This is a genomic window from Bacteroides sp. D1 (genome assembly GCF_000157095.2).
Taxonomy (GTDB): domain Bacteria; phylum Bacteroidota; class Bacteroidia; order Bacteroidales; family Bacteroidaceae; genus Bacteroides; species Bacteroides xylanisolvens.
The window spans coordinates 333,642-355,440 of sequence record NZ_JH114343.1; the positions used below are offsets into that span (position 1 = coordinate 333,642).

Genomic DNA, 21,799 nt, shown 5'->3' on the forward strand with positions numbered 1-21,799 from the left:
AATAATGGCGTGCAGAGTCTTAGCAGAGATCAATAATACATAGTTATAAACTCTAAATGAAGAAATTGAAAATGGTTAATAATTACACAATAAAAACAACCTATTACGATAGGAAAATGGATGAAAAGTTGCTAACCCAAATAAACGAGCGGTTTCCTTGGATCATCAGTTATGTTAAATCACATAATTGTTTAGATTTCCAGACTGGAAATGATCCTAAAACTAATCGTTCTTGGTTTTCTATATATAGAGGTACTGGACGTATACTAACCTTTCGTAGTCATTCGGGTAAAGTTAATGAAATATGTGATGTAGCCGAGGCTTACAAAGAATTAATGCAACCAGATTTTTTTAGAAATCCAACACCGGATCAGTTTGACACATATTTAGCGAAAATCGCTTCCACGGAAAAGTTCAAAAGATACTATGAAGATACAAAAGAAGTTCGCAATGAAGGATATTATCAGACATTAATAGGACGTCGTTATACGTTCGAAGTTAAAGATTCTGATGATTTTATTCTTTTTGACAAGGAACTAGTTATCGGTTTTAAAACAAAAGACATAAAAGATGAATGGAATAAGGAAATCGTAGACCAACAAACATTGAAAATTGAACAATTAAGAAAGACGTACAATGGAACACTCCCTGAAGAAATAAAACCTGAGTATGGTGAATTTGACTTCCTTGGTCTAAATACTAATGGAGATATATTGATAATGGAACTTAAACAAAATGATCCTACTAAGACTGCATTGTCGCCCATTCAAACTTCATATTACTATCTACAGTTTCAAAAATTAGCTAGAGAAGATGATAAGTTGTACCAACGAATAAAAGCAATGATCGAGCAAAAAATAGATTATGGACTTATCGGTTCCAGTTACAAAAATAAAATACCATTAAAGCTTTCCGGAAGAATAATACCGTGTGTAATTGTGGGAGAAGACAGTAATTTGTCTAAAACAATCTGCGAAAGATATAGATTTATTCGTGATTTATTTTTGCCGGAAATGAAAGCATACACATACATACGCGAGGAGGGTACTCTCGTTACATCAGAAAAATTAGAAACAGAATGAATCTTATTATTCATCGTGGGGCTGACCAGATAGGTGGTTGTATTACAGAAATATCGACTGAGAATTGTAAAATTCTTATAGACTTCGGTAGCAATCTTCCTGGTTGCAAAAAAGAAGAACTGACAGAAGAACAAGTAAAATCAATCATAGGAAATGCTGATGCCGTATTCTATACACATTATCATAGTGATCATGTTGGTTTGCACCATCTGATACCAACAAATGTCCTTCAATATATAGGAGTAGGAGCAAAAGAAGTTATGCTCTGCAAATATGACGCTTTGAGGGTTCACGGAGATTACTCCAAACAGATTGAAGCAATAGAGCGTATGGAAACCTATTGTGCGGCAAAACGTATTGATGTCAGTAAGAAAGGGAAGATTTTCGTTACTCCGTATTTTGTTAGTCATTCTGCTTTTGATGCATATATGTTCTTAATAGAATGTGAGGGAAAGAAGATATTGCACACAGGAGATTTTCGCAGACATGGCTATATTGGCAAAGGTCTTTTTCCTACTTTGAAGAAGAATGTGGGAGAAGTTGACATACTTATAACAGAAGGAACAATGTTAGGAAGAAGTCAAGAATGTGTGATTTCAGAGAGCGAAATACAGAAGAATATTATAAAGGCATTGCGTGAACACAAGTATGTCTTTGCCTTGTGTTCGTCAACTGACCTTGACCGGCTTGCAACATTCCATGCGGCGTGTAAAAAGACTGGACGTATATTCTTAGTTGATGAGTATCAAAATAGGGTTCTTAATGTATTCACGAAATATGCAGGATGCAAATCTGATTTATTCCAGTTTAATGCTTTCAAGCTAATCAATTATAGAACTGTCAATGTTAGAAACAAGCTACAGAAGGAAGGGTTTTTAATGCCAATTCGAATGAGCAGTGGCTATTTGCTTAAGGGAATGCTCGATATATATAATGATGAAAAACCGTGGTTGATATATTCTATGTGGGGTGGCTATACAAAAGAGGGTAAAGACTACACAAATAGCGATGTTATAAATATCCGTAATCTGTTTGGCGATAGAATATTAGATGGAACAATGGATGGTGTTCACACAAGTGGACACGCTGATGTTGAAACATTAAAAGAAGTCTGTCAAACTGTTCATCCTCGTATTGGAGTCATACCTATACATAAAGATGAGAACTCACGATATGATAGCATTAGTGGAATTTCTTCATACTTTATATTCGACGAAGGTGATGTTGACATACATGACATTCATATTTCTATAAAATGAAAATACTTCAAATTTCTGATACACATAATCAGCATCGGCAGTTGACCGATCTTCCAGCTGCTGATGTCATTGTACACTGTGGCGATTTTACGGACAATGGTACAGAGGAAGAAGTGCTTAACTTTCTCAACTGGTTCATCGAATTACCCTATTCTCACAAAATCTTCATAACTGGTAATCATGACCTTTGCCTTTGGGAGGCTGAAGGCATTGAAGATTTGCCTAACAATGTATACTTCCTTCAAGATTGTGAATGTGAGATTGATGGTATTAAGTTCTTTGGTTTGGCATATAACCATCCTGAGACTTTGATACCAAATGATGTTGATGTGCTCATTACTCATGAACCTCCTATCATGATACTTGATGAATCAGCAGGAATTCACTGGGGAAATGCATTACTTCGAAACAAGGTTTATGAGGTAAAGCCACATTATCATTTGTTCGGTCACGCTCACGAAGGATATGGTACATTCAAGGATGAGCACATCATTTTCTCAAATGGGGCAATACTTGATGACCACTACAACTCTTGCCATAAACCTAAACTGATTATCTATAAATAGGCCAAATTATAGTTCTCCTGATGGTTATAAACAACAAAAAGTGTATATGCTAAGGTTAACTGGAAAGATGAAGTCGGATTATATTTTGATCGTATTGGCATTGACATATATTCTATTTGTATTTTATTGATAGTTAACTATATCTATTCCTGTTCTGGTATCATTCCTAAAATGATATGCCTTTCCTCTCCTGATTCTGGAAGACGGAAGGATAGGCGATACATCGTCTTAGGGATTTCTCTAGGCGTATAATCACTATAAGAGCACTTTATTTTCTAAAAGCTCTATACGTTTATATAACATGTCAAGGAGCCGACTGTTTGCTTTTATTAGCTCACGAAGATCATCTGCCGCTTCGATATGCACGCTACTACAGTCTTTAGCGACTCCAATATTAGTTCCGATAGTACCGGAATTATTGACATACACATTCCCGTCTATTTTATTAAATAGTTCTAATGCAGACATATTCAGTACTTCTGCTATTTTATTTAGCCTGGTTAACGTGAGGTCAGTTTCACCATATTCAATCTTACAATAGGCACTTGTTGATAAGTTCAACTTTTCTCCCATTTGTTCTTGTGTAAGATTCTTTTCCATACGAAGCATTTGCAGCCGATGTCCTACTATCTTCTTTAAATCTGTTTCCATGTATCTTGTTATTGGGAAGCAATTTATTATTGGACAAATGTAACAATTTTAGTGGATATAACAAATGCTATTTTATACTTATTCGAGAGAACTGTGGAAAATGCGATGGCGCAAATAGCTTGGAGATGGGAAAACGACCTCGTTTTATTGAACATACCACTCTTTTCCCTTTTCTCATTGATATTTGGAGATAACTATTCGTTTAACGGATGGTTGTAGTAAATATTGTGTATACAATGCACCTTAATGTGTGCTTAACTTTGCAGTCAGAGAAAACACAATCATTCATAACAGTAAATCATTATTGAAAAAAGAACATTCTATATTGTATTAAAAGAGCGAAATATTGCACTAAAAAACAAACATAGCATTAATAATAAATAATAAACAGACATGAAGAAGATTTTACTATTGTTCTCTATTTGCCTAATTCCAATGTTAGGCTATGCACAAACCGATGAAAACGGTAAAGAAAGAGTCTATATTGATTATTTCTCGCGTCCCGGTACTATCAGTAATATTTTGGCGGAAGCATTGCGTAATAAAGTAATAGAAGGTATCCAGAAGATGGATCGTGTAGAACTTATTGATGTTGATTCTAATGAAGCATTGAAGACTGAAGCGAAAAGACGCCAAGAGGCTTCTGCTATGGGAGATGCCGTTTGCAGAAGCGAGGTCATGACAACGTTAGGCGCCCAATATCTTATTCAGGGAAATATTACCAGTATGCAGGGAGTTAAAAAAACAGATAGTAAAGGGAAGACCTATTATCAGGGGAGTGTTTCTTACACGTTGAAAATAGTAGACCCTTCTAACGGTACACTCAAAGGAACCCAGACATTCACTCACGAGGGGCTGACCGGGAATATTGGCGATACTCCTGATGAAGCTATCATTAAGACTTTGGATTATGTAGTAATAAGCATGGACGATTTTGTTGACGAGTATTTCAAAATGAAAGGAACGATTGTACAGATTGAGAGTACCAAAAAAGATAAAGCACAAACTGTATATATCGATCTTGGAACCAAGAGAGGGGTACAAAAAGGCCAGAAATTTATCGTTTACATAGAGATGGATATTGCCGGAGAACTGTCATTGAAAGAAGTCGGACGCTTGAATGTGAAAGAAGTATTGAGCGGAACGCGTTCTTTATGTACCGTGAGCAAAGGCGGTGAGGAGATAATGAAAGCATCGAAAGAAGAAAAGAAATTGATTATTCTTTCTCGAAAAAATACCTTTTTAGGCGGACTTGGACTATGATGAAGTTACGAATACTGCTTTTGAACCTGCTAGTTGTATACACTATTCATTTCATGGCACAGGAGTCATATTCCAATGACGTAACTTGTGTGAAGGCAGATGATAACATAGCCGTTATCACCGCTTCCGGAACAGCCGAAAAAAAGAAGGATGTATATAATATGGCATTGAAGTCGATCTTTAATGCTATATTCCTCAACGGCATTGACGGAGTGGAAAACGGACAGCCGCTCGTCGGGAAAGAAGATTCTTACTATATGAATCAGTTTTTCAGTTCACGTTATATGCTCTTTGTGAAGAACTATGAAACGGTAGGAGACCCGGTACGGCAATCTTCCAATCTATACAAAGGTACAGTAACGGCTCAAATCTTATTAGGTGCGCTTAAAAAAGACTTGATACGGAATAAATTGATGACGAGACCCCAGGAAGAAATGTCGATGGAGGAAACTCGGCAACAAATGGCTTTGCCGACAATCATGGTAGTCCCCTATAAAAGCAATGACCGAAGCTCATACGCCGATATTCTGAAAAATGATTTTGATCTTCGTATAGCCGTAAGTACGGTAAAGGAGGGATTTGTTAAGCTTGGCGTGAAGACGGTGGCTGCCGAGGGAAAACAGTCAGGAACTTTGCGCGCTTCCGAATGGGAAAGTAAGAATGCTGATTCCAATGATAAGCAGTTGTTGATGAATTCGGGAGCGGACGTCTATGTGATTGTTGATTTACAAAAAGACATATCTGCAGCTTCGGGAAGTAGAGTCTCATTGATTATGACTGCTCGTGAAACGGCTACCGGAGTAGATTTGGCTAGCCGGAAAAGCTGGACGAACCGCTTTAGGACGACGGACGTGGATAAGTTATGCGCATACGCGGCACAAGATGTTCTGGATGGTTTTCTGAAAGATATCTCGAAAGAGTTTGCCCGGAAAGTTCAACAGGGGAATACGGTTGTTCTTCGGGTTAGTCTCGCAGATAATGCTATCAATACGATGAATAGCCGGATAAACGGTAGTACTACTCTTTCGGCGCATATACGCAATTGGGTACGAAAAAATGCCCAGGGAGGACGCTACCATATTCAAGGTGTTGTGGACGATAGTCTGATATTTGATTCGATACAGATTCCTGCAAAGGACAGCGACGGCTTGCCGATGGATTGCATCACGTTTGCGGATAATCTGGTTAATTATCTGAATGATTCCGGAATAGATAGTGAACATAGAGTGGATGGAAGTACCATCTATTTGACTATTCAATAAATCAAGGACGTATGAAACATTGGCTTTTATTTATTCTTGTGATTTCATGGTTTTGCTTTCCGCTTTCCGGTCAACAAACGAACCGTCCTGACTGGGTGAAACAGCATCCTGTTAGTGGTTTAAGTTACATCGGAATAGGAATGGCTGAAATATCGGAAGGAGATTATCAGCAAAAGGCAAAGCAAAACGCTTTGTCTGATCTTGTATCTGAAATTCAAGTGGTGATTGCCGCCAATTCTTTGTTGAATACGTTGGAGGACGATGGTAATGTGAAACAAACCTTCGCAGAAAGTATTCGTACAGAAGCCCGGGCGGAAATAGAGAACTTTCGTCTGGTGGATTCCTGGCGAAGTGACAATGAGTATTGGGTTTATTATGAACTGAATAAGGATGATTATGCGGCTTTGGTGGCAGCACGTCGTCAGAAGGCAATCCGTAACGGCTTCGATTTCTGGTATAAGGGACACATTACCTTACAACAGGGAGATTTAATGACTGCCATTGAATTATTCTCGAATGGAATGGAGGCTATACGCCCGGTACTTAATCAGGAATTGTTCTGCTCTTACGAAGGAAAGACAATTAATCTGGCGACTGAACTATATGCGGCTTTGGCTGGAGTATTTGATGGAATAACGATTGTTCTGAATCCGGTAACCGTTTCAGTCACGCCGTTTCAAGGTATAAGGGAGCCTATTGCTATAGGTGTTTACCGTAATGGAAATCCGTTAAGGAATATCCGGTTGAAAGCCGAGTTTGTTTCCGGGGCGGGAGATTTGTCTTCCATGTCTCCCACCAACGAATCGGGAGTTGCCGCTCTTTATGTGCGCAATATTACTTCTAAACAGGCACAGCAGGAAATTGGAATTTCATTAATTGATGATGTGTTCAGCTTGTTCCGGAAGGGAAGTTATGCAGCTTTATTCAAGCAAATGCTTTCTTCTCTTCCCGGAGCAACGTTGACTGTCAACACGGTGCAGACACAGACTTCAGCTTATGTTAGAAGTGCGCAGAGCGATATAGAGGCGGTGGAACGAACTGTGAAGAGTTTGCTGAACAATCATTTCTTTAACGTAGTTGCATCTCCTTCTGAAGCCGACATTATCGTTACATTGGATAATAAGTGTCGTAAAGGCAATACCGTTCCGGGTGAACTGTACAACTTCATCGAATTCTTTTCTACGTTGGGGATTAAAATAGAAAATAACCGGACGGGGCAAATCCTATTGAATTATTCTATTAATGATGAACGGACATTAGTACCTGAAAATAAGTCCGCTTCTCAAGGCAAGAATATGGCGGCGCGTGAATTGATAAAACGGTTGAACCGGGAGTTTGCACGTGAATTGAAGAAAATAACATTCGACAGAACCGGAAAGATTCCGGAAAGACAGAAGATGTTGCCGGATGTTCCTGTTCCGATAGTCGGTGCTTCCGTACCGGAAAAAGAAGCTGATCCGGTTATATCTGTCCCTGTTGTGGTGCCGGAAGTTATTCCTGCTCCTTTGGTTCCGGTTAAGTCCGCCAAACCAGAGAATCAAAAGGCAATTCGGGTTGAATGGTTGGATGGTGTCTTTGTTGAATTTGACAAACTTGCAACTTTAGGAGACAAATCGAGGATACATCTTAAGATTGTGAATACAAATGCTGACGATTGCGAAGTGGACTTATATAGTGGAAATCTGACGGTTATAAACGAAAAAGGTGAAGAATCTCCGATTGTCAGTGTCAAACTGGGTTCTAAGTTCAATGACCGCAGAGTCACTGCGCTCATTGTGCCTGATCTGCCTACGGAGATGGTTATTGAGGTAAGTAAGTTGCAATCTGTGGCACTGCTGCAATTGAAGGATTTCAAAAATAATATAGTGAAGTTGAGAGGCTTGAAATGAATCATATATTAACATTAAAAAAGACTTGAAATGAAAAGAATTAATTTATTGGGAACAGCATTGCTAACCATTGCTGTTATGACAAGTTGCGGTAGTTCAAAACCTGTAACACAAACAGTGCAGCAACCGGCAGTGCAACAGGACGTAGAAATTAATGTTCCTTGTTCGGGACCGGAATTTCAAACGAACAAAGAGTATTTTAGAGCTAGTTCGATGGGACTTTCTACGGATATGTCTATTGCAAAGAAAAAAGCGATGACGGAGGCCCGGGCTGAAATTGCTACTGCTATCAATGCAAAAGTGAAATCGGTAACCGATAGTTATGTTTCCTCTTATCAGCAAGGTGAAAATGATGAAAGCAAAAGTCGTTATCAATCATTGACCCGTACGGTAGTGGAACAGGAATTGAGCGGTACGCGTGTAATTTGTGAAAAAACCATGAAGACTCCTGATGGTAAATACAAAGTATATGTCTCTCTTGAACTGGCAGGAGAGGAAATCATGAATGCTATGGCAAATCGTATTAAGAATGATGACAAATTGCGCATTGACTTTGAATATGAAAAGTTCAAAAAGGTATTTGAAGAAGAAATGAGTAAAAACGCCCAATAATCAGCTTGTTTAGAACACAGAGGATAGTAATGATCTCTTTAATAACTACCCAACTATTTGAAGATTGAATGATGAAACTTAATTTGTCGGATATAAGATATAATTGGGTAGTTATTTTTATTATCCAGTTGCTTTTGTCTCCCGGTATTGATGTGTTTTCACAGGCAATGCCTGTTGATACAGTTTATAACCAATCTTATGACTGGAGACCGGGACAGCGGGAGACTTTGCCGGAATGGGTGTTTGCTTCTCAACGGAAAGGCCGGGTAGTTGGTATATCTGATCCTTGTATGAAATCCGAAGCTGCAAGGATGCTTGCTTTGCAAAGAGCGGCTTATCTGTATTCATTGCAGCAAGGGGTACAATTGAGACTTCTCTCGGACGTTTTTTCCACCATGGAGACTGCCAGTAATACATACGAAGACCAAAGAGACAAAATGCTTGTATTGGGAGTGATCGAACATCCCGTTCAACATGTTTCCTACCGGATTGAGCATGAATATACTTCTATATTTGGAGAGAAATTTCTGGAGGTATCTTTTACTCCATCGAATGATAGTTGCGATTTTTCTTATCATTCCATTAGTGAGTTGATGCTTTTGTTTACGAAAGAAAGGGTTGAGGAAGAAGAGGTGAAATTCAATTTATTGTTGGAATCGGATAGTTGTAGGGAGCAATCAGACCAGTCATGGTTTCAGCTTAAGGGAACACAGTCGTCTCCTCAAATAATTTCATATATGAACGGAGTTGAAATTTGTTCTTCACAAGAAGACTGTTGGTATGAAGATGTCGGTTTCGGAGGTCAGGGCGGACTGGAGAAGATGGATATGAGGAATGCCTTTTGGAATGCCTATATGTCTTCTTTAGTGAAGGCGTTGTTGTTATATCCGTTTTCTGATGTAAATGTCAAGCAGGTGGACGATCGTTTCAATGGCGGCACTGATTCCGGTTGTGGTTTGTATCGGGAGAAGGTTGTCGCTGTCTTGTCTATTTCCCCCTTTATCAAAGATATACGGAATAATAAGCTGTATGTGGATTGGCAGATAACAGAACAACAAAATATAATAAGGAAATGAGGAAAAATAGGATACGAATACTATCTATGGTAGTTTTTTCATTGTGTTTGCCGTTTAGTCTTTTTGCGCAAATAGATAAAGACATGAAGGAGTTTGACGATTTTGTGAAGCAGCAGCAAAAAGAGTTTGATGATTTTGTGAGCGAACAGAATAAGGAATTTGCCGAATTTCTGAAAGAAACCTGGAAAGAGTATGACTTGCAGAAGCCGGTGGCACGTCCTCAAAGGCCGGAGCCTGTAAAACCGGTCAGCTTTGACCATAAGAAGCCGGCAACAAAACCGCAAGAGGTTAAAGTAGGGGAGGTGACACGACTCCCCATTCCGACAGTGACTCCAAGTGCGACATTTTCTCCTTCAAAGGGGAAAACACAGGTTCCGGTTGTACCGGGAGGTAAAGATGTGGCTGTAGAACCGGAAAAGGATTTTGCGGTGCTCCCTGAAATAAAACCGGAAGTGAAGCCTGAAGAAACCGTTCCGGCCAAACGCTCACTTTCCGGTGTAGAGTTTTCGTTCTACAGTAAAGATTGTGTTGTCAATGCTTCATTGAAGAACCGGCTCACTTTAAAAGGGATTGCAGAGAAAGATATTTCTGCCGGATGGGAGACGTTATCGCGTAGCAACTATCAGCCTTTGATAGACGACTGTTTGGCTTTTAAAAAGGATAATGCCCTGAATGACTATGGTTATCTGCTGTTGACGAGGAAAGTGGCTACTGAACTATGTGGAAGTACTCATTCCGATGAAATAGCTCTTATGCAAATGTTTCTCCTTTCTCAATCGGGATATAGGGTTAAGGTGGCGCGTATGGATAACCGCCTTACTTTATTCTATGCTTCGGGTAACATGATTTATGCTACCTGTTTTATTACTTTGAATGGAGTAAACTATTACAGGTTTGATACTACCCCGAATAAAACTAATTCTATTTACACTTACAACCGTGATTTCGCCAATGCGAAGAACCCGGTAAATATGAATATCACTACTCCCCAACCCTTTTCAGGAACTTACGTGGAGAAAACGTTGCAAGCGAAAGCTTATCCATCCGTCAAAGTCTGCTCGAAAGTAAATTCGGGACTTATTTCTTTCTATAAGGATTATCCGCAATGTGACTTTTCTGTCTATGTGGGAGCTCCTGTCAGTCAGGAAGTACAACAGACGGTGCTTCCATCATTGCAAGCTGCCATACAAGGGAAAAAACAATCGGAAGCCGCTAATATACTGATTAATTTCGTGCAGACAGCTTTTGATTATAAGACAGATGGTGACCAGTTTGGTTATGAAAAGCCTTTCTTTGTGGATGAGCTGTTCTACTATCCTTATTCCGATTGCGAAGACCGTGCTGTGTTATACTCTTATTTGGTACGTACTCTTATGGGGCTTGATGTTGTATTGTTGGAATATCCCAATCACATGGCAACAGCGGTCTGTTTTGATGAAAACATTGACGGAGATTATATAACTGTAAGCGGAAAGAAGTACATTATTTGTGATCCTACTTATATCGGAGCTTCTATCGGGCTTGCCATGTCGCAATTTAAGAACGTGGCAGCCAAGGTGTTGAAATATTAATTTTATTATATTATGAAGAATATTAAAAAGTATTTGTGTGCCATTGTAATGATGGTTATTTCGATGACTGCATTTGCGCAGGAAGATGTTTTTAACGGTGACTGGCTAGGAGCAAATAAAGAAGGCGATTTAAAGGTTGCGTTCACATTGAATTGTGATGGTAATTGGCAATTGAATCCTTATAATGAGAATGCCAGATGCAATGGATTTATGGAAGTGAATATGCTGGAACCCGGTGGAAGGGAATCTTTGATGGCAACTTATGAGTTTTACGTCGAGAGTATGAACGGGAATGAACTGACTCTTTCTTTTGTAGGCGGACGTCCGGAGGTTGATGCCGGGATTTCCGGTCAATGCAAAGTCGTTTATAAGGATGATAAGTTGTCGTTTACCGGACTTGATAAAGGCGGAAAAGATGCTGCCTTTAATGGATTGACACTTGTAAAAAGCGGTAGTGGAGCTGATGCAATAGCTGATGCTGCGGCGGATGACGGAGTTCCTTTGGGAGTAAAGATATTGGCTGTTCTCCAACTGATTTTGTATATTGCCGTTGTTTTATTTATTGTGGGGCATATGTTTTTTGTATGGTATAAGGGCGCACGTTATAAAGAGGTTTTTACGGTAGAAGGAATGTTGAATAAACGCCTTGCAGCCGGAATGCCGGAGAAAATGACGGATGAAGAGATAACGGAGGCGTGGAAACTGATGGATGAGGCATTCGCTACTTGGACGGTGATTGAAAAAACAGATGATGATGAATTCAGAAAGCCGACAAAGATGAAGCAAATTAAGAAATCTGTTCTTTTGATTGATCAGGTTATCGGTATGTGTCCTACTGACGCTGATGTCATAGAACGCTTAAACTCATTGACTGATGTGATTAATAGTGGTGAAGAACGTCATTTTGATGGTTCCAGGAAATTAATCTGGTTAGGTGTCATTGTGGGTATCTTGATGTATTGGATGATGGGAGTCGGTATGATGTTTTCTACTTTAATAGCTACCGGTTTGTATGTGGTAGCGAGCAGGACGCCTCAATTCTTAATTGATAAGCGGGCACTTCGTGGCGGTGGAAACATTCATAATGGTATTTTTGCCGGAGTGTTCGGGTTATTGGCAGGAGCGCAGACAGTGCGGACAATATACAAGTTTAATGATGGTCATAAAGAATATTCTGATGATCATTCACAACATTGGATTGCTTTGGCAATCGGACTTGTCGTTTTGTTTGTATTGGCAATGATGATGGCGTTCTGGGCACTTCTGAACTATTTACGTAATTATGTTCTGTACTTTTGATGGATAAAACTAACATGATTGTTAATAATGGATTCGGCAGCATAATTAGGCTATTTATGTTTTGAAGTAGAATTTAGAGTAGTAGGTGTACAGGGGATCGATGAAAATTTGATGACCTGTGCATCTTTTTTTAATTAGTGATACCACAAAATATGATTAAGAATTTGCTAATTCCAATATTAATTTTAATATTTGCATTATAACAATAGTGTCAGTTGAAAACAAAAGATGAAATAATCGCTATTCTCCGGAATTTTAAGGAAGAATTTGGGGAGAGATATGGAATTGAAAAGTTAGGACTTTTTGGTTCTGTGGCTCGTGGTGAGCAGAAAGAGGATAGTGATATTGATATTTGTGTAAAGCTTCAAGATCCGGATTATTTTACTCGAATGGAAATAAAAGAGTCATTAGAAGAGCGTTTTAATGCAAAAGTGGATGTCGTGTCTTTAACCGCAATTATGCGTAGTTTATTTCGCAATCATATAGAGAAAGATGCAATCTATATCTAATGCTGACATATTGGATATGCTTCTTTTTGTAGAAGAGCGTATTAATACAACTATAGAAAGATGTGGTAGTGTCATTTCTGTAAATGATTTCTTAGCTTCTCCTGATAAGATGGATATTTTTGATGCAACTTGTATGCGTTTGCAAACCATAGGTGAGACTGTTAAGAATATAGATAATCTGACTAATCATGAATTATTGATAAATTATGCCGGTACTCCATGGAGGAGCATCATTGGACTGCGCAATATTATTTCTCATGAATATTTATCTATTGACCCCGAAGAAATTTTTAAAATAGTAAAAGTGCATCTGCCTGGATTGCTTCTTGCAATTCAGCAGATCAGGAATGATATTGCTGCTAGTATATGAGACCTTTGTAGCTTTCCTATTTTTTTATTATGCAAACGGTAGTCTTTAGGTGCCACTCCTATCCGCTTTGTAAACTTCTTATAGAAATGTGATCTATTCATAAACCCACTTTGATACATGATTTCTTCAATGGTGAGTGAAGTGGTCACAAGAAGTCTTGATGCAAAATTGATCCGTTGTTCTTTAATGAAGTTTTTGGGTGGGGATAAAATATCTCGTAGAAAATTCTTGGCGACTCCCGATCATAGCTATTTCCCGATTTGTATGGAGGCGATGAAGCTTGGCATCCATGTGTATGTGGAAAAGCCGCTTGTCAGAACTTCCTATGAATGTGAACTGCTGATGCAGGCGGAACAGAAGTACGGTGTTATCACGCAGATGAGTTACCAAGGACATTCTTTCTGTTTATTATTGACCTTAAACTCTCAAAACTTGCAAAATCGTTTCAATCGTTTCACAGAATCTTTCATGTCTTGATTTTTGTTTTAAAAGTATGATTCGGTTTGTTTTCTAACTTCTATATTTGTCAGCAGAAACGAACGACAATGAAACATGGTATCTATATATTGGCTATTCTTATGGTTTTATTAGGCCTTCCAGAAAGTGGGTATGCTTCGATTCCATTTTTCGCTGTTGCGAATGATACAATCCGGCGGGTAATGATATATTTTGATGCGAATGATGCGGGAGTGAATTCATGTTATAAAAGTAATAATCAGGCAATTGCAACTTTGGATTCTTTGCTTTCCGGGAATTTGGGTACGAAATATGTAACTGCGCTTAATGTGAAAACTTTTGTTTCTCCTGATGGTAATGAATCTTATAATAGAAGTTTGGCTGCTCGGAGAAATGATTCGATAAAGGAATTCTTACAACGGTATAATTCGGATGTTAGTGTTGATAAGATTCATTTTTCTTCAGAGGGAGAGGATTGGTCGGAGTTTCGTAAGTTGGTGGCATCCGACTCCAACTTGCCAGACCGGGAAGAAGTGCTGATATTGATTGATTATCATAAGAATGATGTCAATAAACGAAAGCAACTGTTGCGAAAATTGAATCGGGGAATTGCTTACCGATACATTGTTCACAATATCTTTCCAGAGCTGCGGCGATCGGTCATTACGATTGTTGGAGAAACTTCGAAATTAGGTAAAGAGGCTTTTGAACCGGTATCTTCTGTCTTCGGGTTGTTTGTTCCAAATCAGGAAGAGGCGCTTCCGAAAGATCAACCTGATAAGTCTGTGGGAGAAAGTGAAGAAAAACAGGCCTGTGAGGTCGATATATCGGAGACAGAAGGGCCGGTGAAAAGCCAAACTGTACTTGCAGTGAAGAATAATCTGTTATATGATTTGGCATTGGCACCGAATATAGAAGTAGAAATTCCGATAGGTAAGAGGTGGTCTTTGAATACTGAATATAAATGTCCGTGGTGGCTGAATAGTAAACACGATTTCTGCTATCAGCTCCTTTCTGGAGGGATGGAAGGACGTTGTTGGCTGGGAAACCGGCAGAAACGCAACCGACTGACCGGACATTTTATAGGACTTTATGCTGAAGGTGGAATATACGATTTCCAGTTACGTGGAGATGGGTATCAGGGTAAGTACTATGGAGCTGCCGGAGTGACTTATGGATATGCACGGCAATTGGCACGGCATTTTTCTCTAGAGTTCAGTCTTGGCATAGGGTATTTGACAACAGAATATAAGAAATATACTCCTTATGAGGGAGATATTATATGGACAAACAGTGGGCGTTATAACTTTATTGGCCCTACCAAGGCGAAAGTTTCTTTGGTATGGTTGATAACAACAAAGAGATAGGAGGGCGCAATGCGAAATACAAGATACAGGTTTCTTGTGCTTTTGTCCTCGCTGCTGATGCTGACCGGGTGTAGCCGTCGCGATATATTGGATGATTATCCCGTAAGTGGGGTAGATATAAAGCTGGATTGGGATGGAATGACAGATCAACTGCCGGAGGGAGTTCGGGTGATTTTTTATCCGAAGAACGGAGAAGGCAGGAAAGTAGATAAATACCTTTCGGTACGAGGTGGAGAAATGAAAGTTCCTCCGGGACGGTATTCGGTAGTAACTATGGGTTATAACTTTAACTCGGATCGTATACGAATTAGAGGAGAAGAGTCCTATGAATCTATAGAAGCTTATACAGAATATTGCAATGATTTGGGGATTGCAGGAATGGAAAAGATGGTTTGGTCACCCGATTCGTTGTATGTATTGAATATAGATGAGCTGAAAATAGAGAAGAGTGAAGAAGTGCTTCATTTAGACTGGAAGATGGAATCTGTAGTGAAGAAATATTTTTTTGCAGTAGAGGCTAAAGGTTTGGAGTATGTTGCAACAGTGGTAGGGAGCATTGATGGATTATCCGATTGTTACTGTATAGGCAAAGGTCGTGGAGTGTGTAGCTCACAACCTATCTACTTTGAGGTAAAGAAGGGAGACAATAAGGTAACGGCATCTTTCACCGCTTTCAAACAAGTAAAGGAAATGACAATGCCGACGCGAATGTCAATATCAGAGAGGGAAACTTCTAGTGAGAAAGATGCTATAATATTAATATTGAAATTTATCAAAACAGATAATACAGTTCAGGAAGCAACAATTGATGTTACTGAAATAATAGGTACACTTGAAAATGCTGGAACAGGGGAAGATGGAAAACCAACCCCACCACCGGAGATTGAGTTACCGCCTGATGATAAGATTGAAGTTGATAAGCCGGAAACACCACCGAATCCTGATGGAGGTGGAGGAATGGGTGGCAATGTTGATGGATGGGGACCCGAAGATAATGTTGAGTTACCCGTGAAATGAAATAGATGCTATAAACAAAATATAACAATATTATAAACTTAAAAAAATACAGTTATGAAGAAGATTTTATTGGCAGTAACAGCTGCTTTGGCAATTACGGGTTGCTCACAGAATGAAGAGTTTGAAGCCCCTTCACAGAAGGCCGAAATTAATTTTAATACGGCGGTAACTAGAGCTACTGAACTGGATATAGACGGTTTAAAGAGTTCTGGCTTTCAGGTTTACGCGTATAATACGAAGGCAGAGGAGATGAGTGCTACGGTGACTCTTTCGACACCATGGATAAATGGTTCTGCTACTTATTCGGATTCTAAATGGACGGTATCTGGAGGTCCATATTATTGGCCTCTTGCAGAAAATCTGCAATTCTTTGCATACTCTCCAAAAGACGGAGTTACATATACAGCTCCGAATGGTACTACTGATAAAGGATATCCTAAGTTTACTTATACAGTGGGAAATACAGCTGCCCTTCAAAAGGATTTAGTGATTGCATCTGTGGCAAATGCTCAAAAGAAGACAAATGAAGCAGCAACAGATGTTTCTTTAACTTTTAAACATGCATTGACTCAAGTAAATATCGAGGTGACAAAAGAGGCTGGTTATACCTATACTATATCTAAAGTGGAATTGACTGGAATTAAGGGAAGTGGAACATTTACATATGCAGGTGTTAACGCAGGGACTTGGACTGCAGGTACAGAGACAAGTGTCTCTTATGCATATGAACTTGGGGCTTTTTCAGATGATAAGACAGCTGTAAAAGCAGGTAATGCGTTGATGTTAATACCGCAAGCTCTTACTGATGCAAAAATATCTATAGAATATACCGTAGAGAAAGATGGAAGTAAGATTGCTGAAAATAGTAAGGAAGTATCTTTGACAAGTACTGCTGCATGGGCGTTTGGAAAGAAAATACTATATAAACTAACATTGCCTATTGGTGCTCAAGAAGTTGGTATCACTGCAACTGTTACTGGTTGGGATGCTGAAGATCCTGTAACTCCAACTGTTGACTAACACAAGATTAAATCTATGGAACCGATGTAATTTGTATGTTACATCGGTTCTTCTTGTGTTTTGGAATTATGATAGAAAATATAGCCTAGTTTCTCCAGAAAAAGACTGAGAATTTTAATTCTATATGTTACTTACATTTTTGTAGTGGATACCTTTTTTCTCTTACCTAACCTCTTTTTCACTTTTCTCTCTTTTTTTATGGCAATATGAAAGATTTCATATATTTTTGCTGGCAGCATAAACAAAAACAAACACAGTCAGCGTATGCCATCTATTTGTCAAGGAACCTGGGATTGTCAGATATGTCCAAAAGCGGTGAGTAATGCCATTACTCGTGTGATTTATCAGCGTGGTTTTCATAAACCGGCTCAAAAGTGTGAAGAAAATCTTATCCTTTTTTTGATGAAGGGAGAAATACTGGTCAATAGTAAGGAATATGCAGGGACCATGCTTAAGGGAGGTGAATTTATCCTTCAAGCCATTGGTTCTATGTTTGAGATGCTTGCTATGACTGAATGTGAGTGCATTTATTATCGTTTTATTCAGCCCGAACTGTTTTGTGATTTCCGTTTCAATCATATCATGAAGGAAGTATCTCCTCCACTTATTTATACTCCATTAAAAATAATTCCAGAACTGCAATATTTCCTCAATGGGTCTATTACTTATTTGAAAGGAGATAAAGTCTGTCGGGATTTGCTATCTCTGAAACGAAAAGAATTGGCGTTTGTATTGGGATACTATTATTCCGATTATGATCTTTCGAGCTTGGTGCATCCACTCTCTAAATATGTAAATAGTTTCCAATACTTCGTTATTCAAAACTATAAGAAAGTAAAGACAGTGGAAGAACTGGCACAATTGGGTGGATATACCCTTAGTACATTCCGTCGTATCTTCAATAACGTCTTTCATGAACCTGTTTATGAATGGATGCTGGCGAGACGTAAAGAGGGCATTCTGGACGACTTGAACAACTCTAAATGTAGCATCTCGGAGATATGCTATAAATATGGTTTTGAATCTTTACCCCATTTTTCTAATTTCTGCAAGAAATCTTTTGGTGCCTCTCCACGTAATTTACGTAGGCAAGACATTTCATAAATGCAACTATGTAAGATAATTGCGGTTCACCGGTTTCACCCAATTCTCTAAATGCCGATGAATAAGGTAACAGCGGGTGAAAGCAAGGGAGAAATTCAGGCGAAACTGAACCTTCCCGGTTTCACCTATTGAGTTTATTCATACCGACTGTTGGACATATAGCTCCAAGGTGTTGGATATATAGCTCCAAGATGCTGGATATATAGATGCAACAACTCAAGTATTAACACATGAGAACTAAGGTGTTAAGACCTGGTGGCCAAAGTATTACATCCGCACAGTTCACTCATTAATACCTGAAAGCGGATTTGCTATAAGCATATCCGGATTAGCTATAATGATAATTGTTTTAGCTCAAGGGATATTTTAATAAGACAGGTGAAAGTGGTAACGAATGATTTTACCTTATTTCAATCCTCGCTTTCACCCGTAATTCTCTCATTCATAACAGTTCTGGCTATAAGGTGAAATCGGTGAAACTTATGAATTAAAAGTTCATGTTACTGATCCGTATTAATAATAATTGTGATCTACTCATACATAAAGAAATCCCCTGTCGGACTAGCCGGCAGGGGATTCTGTCATTAATCAAATTAAGCTCTCGCTATTGAAATCTAGCAATTTCTAGTCTTTTAATTTTGCGATGATGAAGTCGCGGTTCAAGCGAGCGATGTTGCTGATAGAAATATTCTTCGGACATTCAGCTTCACAAGCACGAGTGTTTGTACAGTTACCGAATCCCAGTTCGTCCATCTTTGACAACATAGCTTTTGCACGACGCAAAGCCTCCGGTTTACCTTGCGGCAGCAAGTTCAACTGGCTAACTTTTGCAGAAACGAACAACATAGCAGAACCATTCTTACATGCAGCTACACAAGCACCGCAACCGATACAAGAAGCAGCATCCATAGCTTCGTCAGCGATAGGTTTCGCGATCAGGATAGCGTTAGCATCCTGCGGAGCACCTGTGCGTACGCTTACATAACCACCAGCTTGCATAATCTTGTCGTATGCAGTACGGTCTACCATCAAGTCTTTGATGACAGGGAAACCAGCCGAACGCCAAGGTTCAACAGTGATGGTATCACCGTCGTTGAAACGACGCATATAGATTTGGCAAGTAGTAGCACCTGTTGCAGGACCGTGCGGGTGTCCGTTGATGTAAAGAGAACACATACCGCAGATACCTTCGCGGCAGTCATGATCGAATACTACCGGTTCTTTTCTTTCGCTGATGAGCTGTTCGTTCAGAATATCCAGCATTTCGAGGAAGGAAGTATCACCGGGGATATCTTTCATTTGGTAGGTTTCAAAAGCACCTTTAGCTTTCGGACCAGCTTGGCGCCATACCTTCAGTGTAAATGATATATTTTTATCCATTTTCTTCTAATTCTTTTAAATGTTTAACTTCACCGATTAGCTCTTGTAGTTACGAGTCTGAACCTTGATAGCTTCGTATACCAGCGGTTCTTTGTGCAATACCGGAGCCTTTTCATCATCACCTTGATATTCCCAGCATGCTACATAGAAGAAGTTTTCGTCATCACGTTTTGCTTCTCCTTCTTCAGTCTGGTATTCTTCACGGAAGTGACCACCACAACTTTCGTTACGGTTCAATGCATCGTAAGCAACAAGCTCACCCATAGTGATGAAGTCGTACAGACGGATTGCTTTGTCAAGCTCTACGTTCATACCTTCCTTAGAACCGGGGATAAACAAGTTCGTTTCGAATTCCTTGCGGATTTCTTTCAGTTCGGCGATACCTTTCTTCAGGCCTTCTGCCGTACGTCCCATACCTACATATTCCCACATGACATGACCCAGTTTCTTGTGGATAGAATCAACAGATTCTTTACCCTGGATGCTCATGAACTTGTCGATCTTAGCTTGAACAGCTTTTTCAGCTTCAGCGAATTCAGGAAGATCGGTAGAGAAACGAGGAACAGTGATCTGGTCTGCCAGATAGTTCTGGATAGTGTAAGGCAATACGAAGTAACCGTCAGCCAAACCTTGCATCAATGCAGAAGCACCGAGGCGGTTTGCACCATGGTCGGAGAAGTTACATTCACCGATAGCGAACAGACCCTTGATAGTGGTTTGCAGTTCGTAGTCTACCCAGATACCACCCATTGTATAGTGGATAGCCGGATAAATCATCATCGGGTTATAATATTTCACACCACTGATTTCTTTAGCCAGTTCGCCCGGATTAACGTCAGTGATTTCTTCGTACATATCAAAGAGGTTACCATAACGTTGAAGAACAACGTCGATACCCAAACGGTTGATAGCTTCAGAGAAGTCGAGGAATACGGCCAAACCTGTGTTGTTTACACCGAAACCAGCGTCGCAACGTTCTTTAGCGGCACGGCTGGCAACGTCACGCGGAACTAGGTTACCGAATGCCGGATAGCGGCGTTCCAAGTAATAGTCGCGGTCTTCTTCCGGAATATCACTTCCTTTGATTTCGCCTTTCTGGAGTTTTACAGCATCTTCTTTCTTCTTCGGAACCCAGATACGACCGTCGTTACGGAGAGATTCAGACATCAAAGTCAGCTTAGACTGCTTGTCGCCATGTACCGGAATACAAGTCGGGTGAATCTGAACGTATGCAGGATTTGCGAATACAGCACCCTTGCGGTAGCAAGAGATAGCAGCTGTACAGTTACAACCCATAGCGTTAGTAGACAGGAAGTAAGCGTTACCATAACCACCGGTAGCGATTACTACAGCGTGAGCGGCGAAACGTTCCAATTCGCCTGTTACAAGATTTTTTGCGATGATACCGCGGGCACGTCCGTCAACGATGACAACATCCTGCATTTCGTAGCGGGTATACAGTTTAACAGTACCTACGTTTACCTGACGGCTCAATGCAGAGTAAGCACCCAGCAGCAACTGCTGACCAGTCTGGCCTTTAGCGTAGAAAGTACGGGATACCTGTGCGCCACCGAAAGAACGGTTATCCAGTGTACCGCCATATTCGCGAGCGAAAGGAACACCTTGCGCTACACATTGGTCGATGATAGCGTTAGACACTTCAGCCAAACGATATACGTTTGCTTCACGGGCACGATAGTCGCCACCTTTTACAGTATCGTAGAACAGACGGTAAACCGAGTCACCATCATTTTGATAATTCTTTGCAGCATTGATACCACCCTGTGCAGCGATAGAGTGTGCACGACGGGGAGAATCCTGAATACAGAAATTGAATACTCTGAAACCCATTTCACCAAGTGAAGCAGCGGCAGAAGCACCTGCCAGACCCGTACCCACAACGATGATGTCCAAACGACGTTTATTAGCGGGGTTCACCAATTTCTGGTGAGCTTTATAGTTGGTCCATTTCTCAGCCACCGGGCCTTCTGGAATTTTTGAATCTATCTTGATCATAATATTATTTACAATTTAATCATTTACAAT

Annotated in this window: 21 protein-coding genes; 17 read left to right on the forward strand and 4 right to left on the reverse strand. The window is 39.8% G+C overall.

The genetic code is table 11. From position 1 onward, the window contains the following. The first annotated feature begins 56 nt into the window (after nucleotides 1-56). The 3 genes from BSAG_RS09675 to BSAG_RS09665 are packed head-to-tail and all read left to right on the forward strand — an operon-like array spanning nucleotide 57 to nucleotide 2,907. Nucleotides 57-1,082, forward strand: coding sequence for a hypothetical protein (locus BSAG_RS09675; protein WP_008016076.1), 1,026 nt, complete (start codon nucleotides 57-59; stop codon nucleotides 1,080-1,082). After that, nucleotides 1,079-2,341: an MBL fold metallo-hydrolase gene (locus BSAG_RS09670; RefSeq protein ID WP_004317047.1), complete on the forward strand. Its 1,263-nt coding sequence runs from the start codon at nucleotides 1,079-1,081 to the stop codon at nucleotides 2,339-2,341. The genes BSAG_RS09675 and BSAG_RS09670 overlap by 4 nt, the downstream gene beginning before the upstream one ends. Continuing rightward, entirely contained in the window at nucleotides 2,338-2,907 is a 570-nt protein-coding gene (locus BSAG_RS09665) for a metallophosphatase domain-containing protein (RefSeq protein ID WP_004317049.1), read from the forward strand. Before BSAG_RS09670 ends, BSAG_RS09665 begins: the two co-directional genes overlap by 4 nt. Nucleotides 2,908-3,162: 255 nt before the next feature. On the opposite strand, the gene BSAG_RS09660 is transcribed toward BSAG_RS09665, so the two are convergent. Then, nucleotides 3,163-3,558, reverse strand: a complete 396-nt coding sequence (locus BSAG_RS09660; RefSeq protein WP_004298505.1) for a helix-turn-helix domain-containing protein — start codon at nucleotides 3,556-3,558, stop codon at nucleotides 3,163-3,165. A 393-nt stretch (nucleotides 3,559-3,951) separates the two neighbouring features. On the opposite strand from BSAG_RS09660, the gene BSAG_RS09655 reads away from it, so the two are divergent. The 9 genes from BSAG_RS09655 to BSAG_RS09615 all read left to right on the forward strand — a co-directional run bounded on the left by BSAG_RS09655 (nucleotide 3,952) and on the right by BSAG_RS09615 (nucleotide 13,409). Further along, the gene (locus tag BSAG_RS09655) at nucleotides 3,952-4,821 is read left to right on the forward strand and encodes a hypothetical protein (RefSeq protein WP_004298503.1); all 870 of its coding nucleotides are present in this window, start codon (nucleotides 3,952-3,954) and stop codon (nucleotides 4,819-4,821) included. After that, entirely contained in the window at nucleotides 4,818-6,083 is a 1,266-nt protein-coding gene (locus BSAG_RS09650) for a DUF6175 family protein (RefSeq protein ID WP_008770530.1), read from the forward strand. The genes BSAG_RS09655 and BSAG_RS09650 overlap by 4 nt, the downstream gene beginning before the upstream one ends. Nucleotides 6,084-6,094: 11 nt before the next feature. Next, nucleotides 6,095-7,972, forward strand: a complete 1,878-nt coding sequence (locus tag BSAG_RS09645) for an LPP20 family lipoprotein (protein ID WP_004317055.1) — start codon at nucleotides 6,095-6,097, stop codon at nucleotides 7,970-7,972. Between the two features lie 30 nt (nucleotides 7,973-8,002). Continuing rightward, nucleotides 8,003-8,584, forward strand: coding sequence for an LPP20 family lipoprotein (locus tag BSAG_RS09640; protein ID WP_004317057.1), 582 nt, complete (start codon nucleotides 8,003-8,005; stop codon nucleotides 8,582-8,584). Between the two features lie 68 nt (nucleotides 8,585-8,652). After that, nucleotides 8,653-9,660: a hypothetical protein gene (locus BSAG_RS09635; RefSeq protein ID WP_004317059.1), complete on the forward strand. Its 1,008-nt coding sequence runs from the start codon at nucleotides 8,653-8,655 to the stop codon at nucleotides 9,658-9,660. Beyond that, entirely contained in the window at nucleotides 9,657-11,231 is a 1,575-nt protein-coding gene (locus BSAG_RS09630; protein ID WP_008770532.1) for a hypothetical protein, read from the forward strand. Before BSAG_RS09635 ends, BSAG_RS09630 begins: the two co-directional genes overlap by 4 nt. A 12-nt stretch (nucleotides 11,232-11,243) precedes the next feature. Further along, nucleotides 11,244-12,530 carry a hypothetical protein gene (locus BSAG_RS09625; protein WP_004317061.1) on the forward strand — a complete coding sequence of 429 codons (1,287 nt, stop codon included), beginning with the start codon at nucleotides 11,244-11,246 and terminating at the stop codon, nucleotides 12,528-12,530. Between the two features lie 215 nt (nucleotides 12,531-12,745). Then, nucleotides 12,746-13,039, forward strand: a complete 294-nt coding sequence (locus tag BSAG_RS09620; RefSeq protein ID WP_004298496.1) for a nucleotidyltransferase family protein — start codon at nucleotides 12,746-12,748, stop codon at nucleotides 13,037-13,039. After that, entirely contained in the window at nucleotides 13,023-13,409 is a 387-nt protein-coding gene (locus BSAG_RS09615) for a DUF86 domain-containing protein (protein ID WP_004317062.1), read from the forward strand. The genes BSAG_RS09620 and BSAG_RS09615 overlap by 17 nt, the downstream gene beginning before the upstream one ends. Here BSAG_RS09615 and BSAG_RS24985 read toward each other — a convergent pair. Next, the gene (locus BSAG_RS24985; RefSeq protein ID WP_118160982.1) at nucleotides 13,373-13,621 is read right to left on the reverse strand and encodes a helix-turn-helix domain-containing protein; all 249 of its coding nucleotides are present in this window, start codon (nucleotides 13,619-13,621) and stop codon (nucleotides 13,373-13,375) included. The genes BSAG_RS09615 and BSAG_RS24985 overlap by 37 nt on opposite strands. On the opposite strand from BSAG_RS24985, the gene BSAG_RS09610 reads away from it, so the two are divergent. From BSAG_RS09610 to BSAG_RS09590, 5 genes are all read left to right on the forward strand, one after another. Further along, nucleotides 13,527-13,886 (forward strand): Gfo/Idh/MocA family oxidoreductase, encoded by a 360-nt coding sequence (locus tag BSAG_RS09610; RefSeq protein WP_004312271.1) that lies wholly within the window; start codon nucleotides 13,527-13,529, stop codon nucleotides 13,884-13,886. The two genes, BSAG_RS24985 and BSAG_RS09610, sit on opposite strands and share 95 nt — an antisense overlap. A 68-nt stretch (nucleotides 13,887-13,954) precedes the next feature. After that, nucleotides 13,955-15,232, forward strand: a complete 1,278-nt coding sequence (locus tag BSAG_RS09605; RefSeq protein ID WP_004317064.1) for a DUF3575 domain-containing protein — start codon at nucleotides 13,955-13,957, stop codon at nucleotides 15,230-15,232. A 9-nt stretch (nucleotides 15,233-15,241) separates the two neighbouring features. Beyond that, entirely contained in the window at nucleotides 15,242-16,249 is a 1,008-nt protein-coding gene (locus BSAG_RS09600) for a DUF5119 domain-containing protein (protein ID WP_008775268.1), read from the forward strand. A gap of 54 nt (nucleotides 16,250-16,303) precedes the next feature. Next, entirely contained in the window at nucleotides 16,304-17,269 is a 966-nt protein-coding gene (locus tag BSAG_RS09595; protein ID WP_004312274.1) for a fimbrillin family protein, read from the forward strand. A 264-nt stretch (nucleotides 17,270-17,533) separates the two neighbouring features. Then, nucleotides 17,534-18,373, forward strand: a complete 840-nt coding sequence (locus BSAG_RS09590; protein WP_008770534.1) for a helix-turn-helix domain-containing protein — start codon at nucleotides 17,534-17,536, stop codon at nucleotides 18,371-18,373. 624 nt (nucleotides 18,374-18,997) lie between these two features. On the opposite strand, the gene BSAG_RS09585 is transcribed toward BSAG_RS09590, so the two are convergent. Beyond that, nucleotides 18,998-19,753, reverse strand: a complete 756-nt coding sequence (locus BSAG_RS09585; protein WP_004298485.1) for a succinate dehydrogenase/fumarate reductase iron-sulfur subunit — start codon at nucleotides 19,751-19,753, stop codon at nucleotides 18,998-19,000. A gap of 36 nt (nucleotides 19,754-19,789) precedes the next feature. Further along, nucleotides 19,790-21,769 carry a fumarate reductase/succinate dehydrogenase flavoprotein subunit gene (locus BSAG_RS09580; RefSeq protein ID WP_004298483.1) on the reverse strand — a complete coding sequence of 660 codons (1,980 nt, stop codon included), beginning with the start codon at nucleotides 21,767-21,769 and terminating at the stop codon, nucleotides 19,790-19,792. Between the last annotated feature and the right edge of the window lie 30 nt (nucleotides 21,770-21,799).

Coding starts and splice junctions, on each gene's coding strand:
- BSAG_RS09675 (WP_008016076.1), top strand. CDS start 57: ATGAAGAAATTGAAAATGGTTAATAATTACACAATAAAAACAACCTAT.
- BSAG_RS09670 (WP_004317047.1), top strand. CDS start 1,079: ATGAATCTTATTATTCATCGTGGGGCTGACCAGATAGGTGGTTGTATT.
- BSAG_RS09665 (WP_004317049.1), top strand. CDS start 2,338: ATGAAAATACTTCAAATTTCTGATACACATAATCAGCATCGGCAGTTG.
- BSAG_RS09660 (WP_004298505.1), bottom strand. CDS start 3,558: ATGGAAACAGATTTAAAGAAGATAGTAGGACATCGGCTGCAAATGCTT.
- BSAG_RS09655 (WP_004298503.1), top strand. CDS start 3,952: ATGAAGAAGATTTTACTATTGTTCTCTATTTGCCTAATTCCAATGTTA.
- BSAG_RS09650 (WP_008770530.1), top strand. CDS start 4,818: ATGATGAAGTTACGAATACTGCTTTTGAACCTGCTAGTTGTATACACT.
- BSAG_RS09645 (WP_004317055.1), top strand. CDS start 6,095: ATGAAACATTGGCTTTTATTTATTCTTGTGATTTCATGGTTTTGCTTT.
- BSAG_RS09640 (WP_004317057.1), top strand. CDS start 8,003: ATGAAAAGAATTAATTTATTGGGAACAGCATTGCTAACCATTGCTGTT.
- BSAG_RS09635 (WP_004317059.1), top strand. CDS start 8,653: ATGATGAAACTTAATTTGTCGGATATAAGATATAATTGGGTAGTTATT.
- BSAG_RS09630 (WP_008770532.1), top strand. CDS start 9,657: ATGAGGAAAAATAGGATACGAATACTATCTATGGTAGTTTTTTCATTG.
- BSAG_RS09625 (WP_004317061.1), top strand. CDS start 11,244: ATGAAGAATATTAAAAAGTATTTGTGTGCCATTGTAATGATGGTTATT.
- BSAG_RS09615 (WP_004317062.1), top strand. CDS start 13,023: ATGCAATCTATATCTAATGCTGACATATTGGATATGCTTCTTTTTGTA.
- BSAG_RS09610 (WP_004312271.1), top strand. CDS start 13,527: ATGATTTCTTCAATGGTGAGTGAAGTGGTCACAAGAAGTCTTGATGCA.
- BSAG_RS09605 (WP_004317064.1), top strand. CDS start 13,955: ATGAAACATGGTATCTATATATTGGCTATTCTTATGGTTTTATTAGGC.
- BSAG_RS09600 (WP_008775268.1), top strand. CDS start 15,242: ATGCGAAATACAAGATACAGGTTTCTTGTGCTTTTGTCCTCGCTGCTG.
- BSAG_RS09595 (WP_004312274.1), top strand. CDS start 16,304: ATGAAGAAGATTTTATTGGCAGTAACAGCTGCTTTGGCAATTACGGGT.
- BSAG_RS09590 (WP_008770534.1), top strand. CDS start 17,534: ATGCCATCTATTTGTCAAGGAACCTGGGATTGTCAGATATGTCCAAAA.
- BSAG_RS09585 (WP_004298485.1), bottom strand. CDS start 19,753: ATGGATAAAAATATATCATTTACACTGAAGGTATGGCGCCAAGCTGGT.
- BSAG_RS09580 (WP_004298483.1), bottom strand. CDS start 21,769: ATGATCAAGATAGATTCAAAAATTCCAGAAGGCCCGGTGGCTGAGAAA.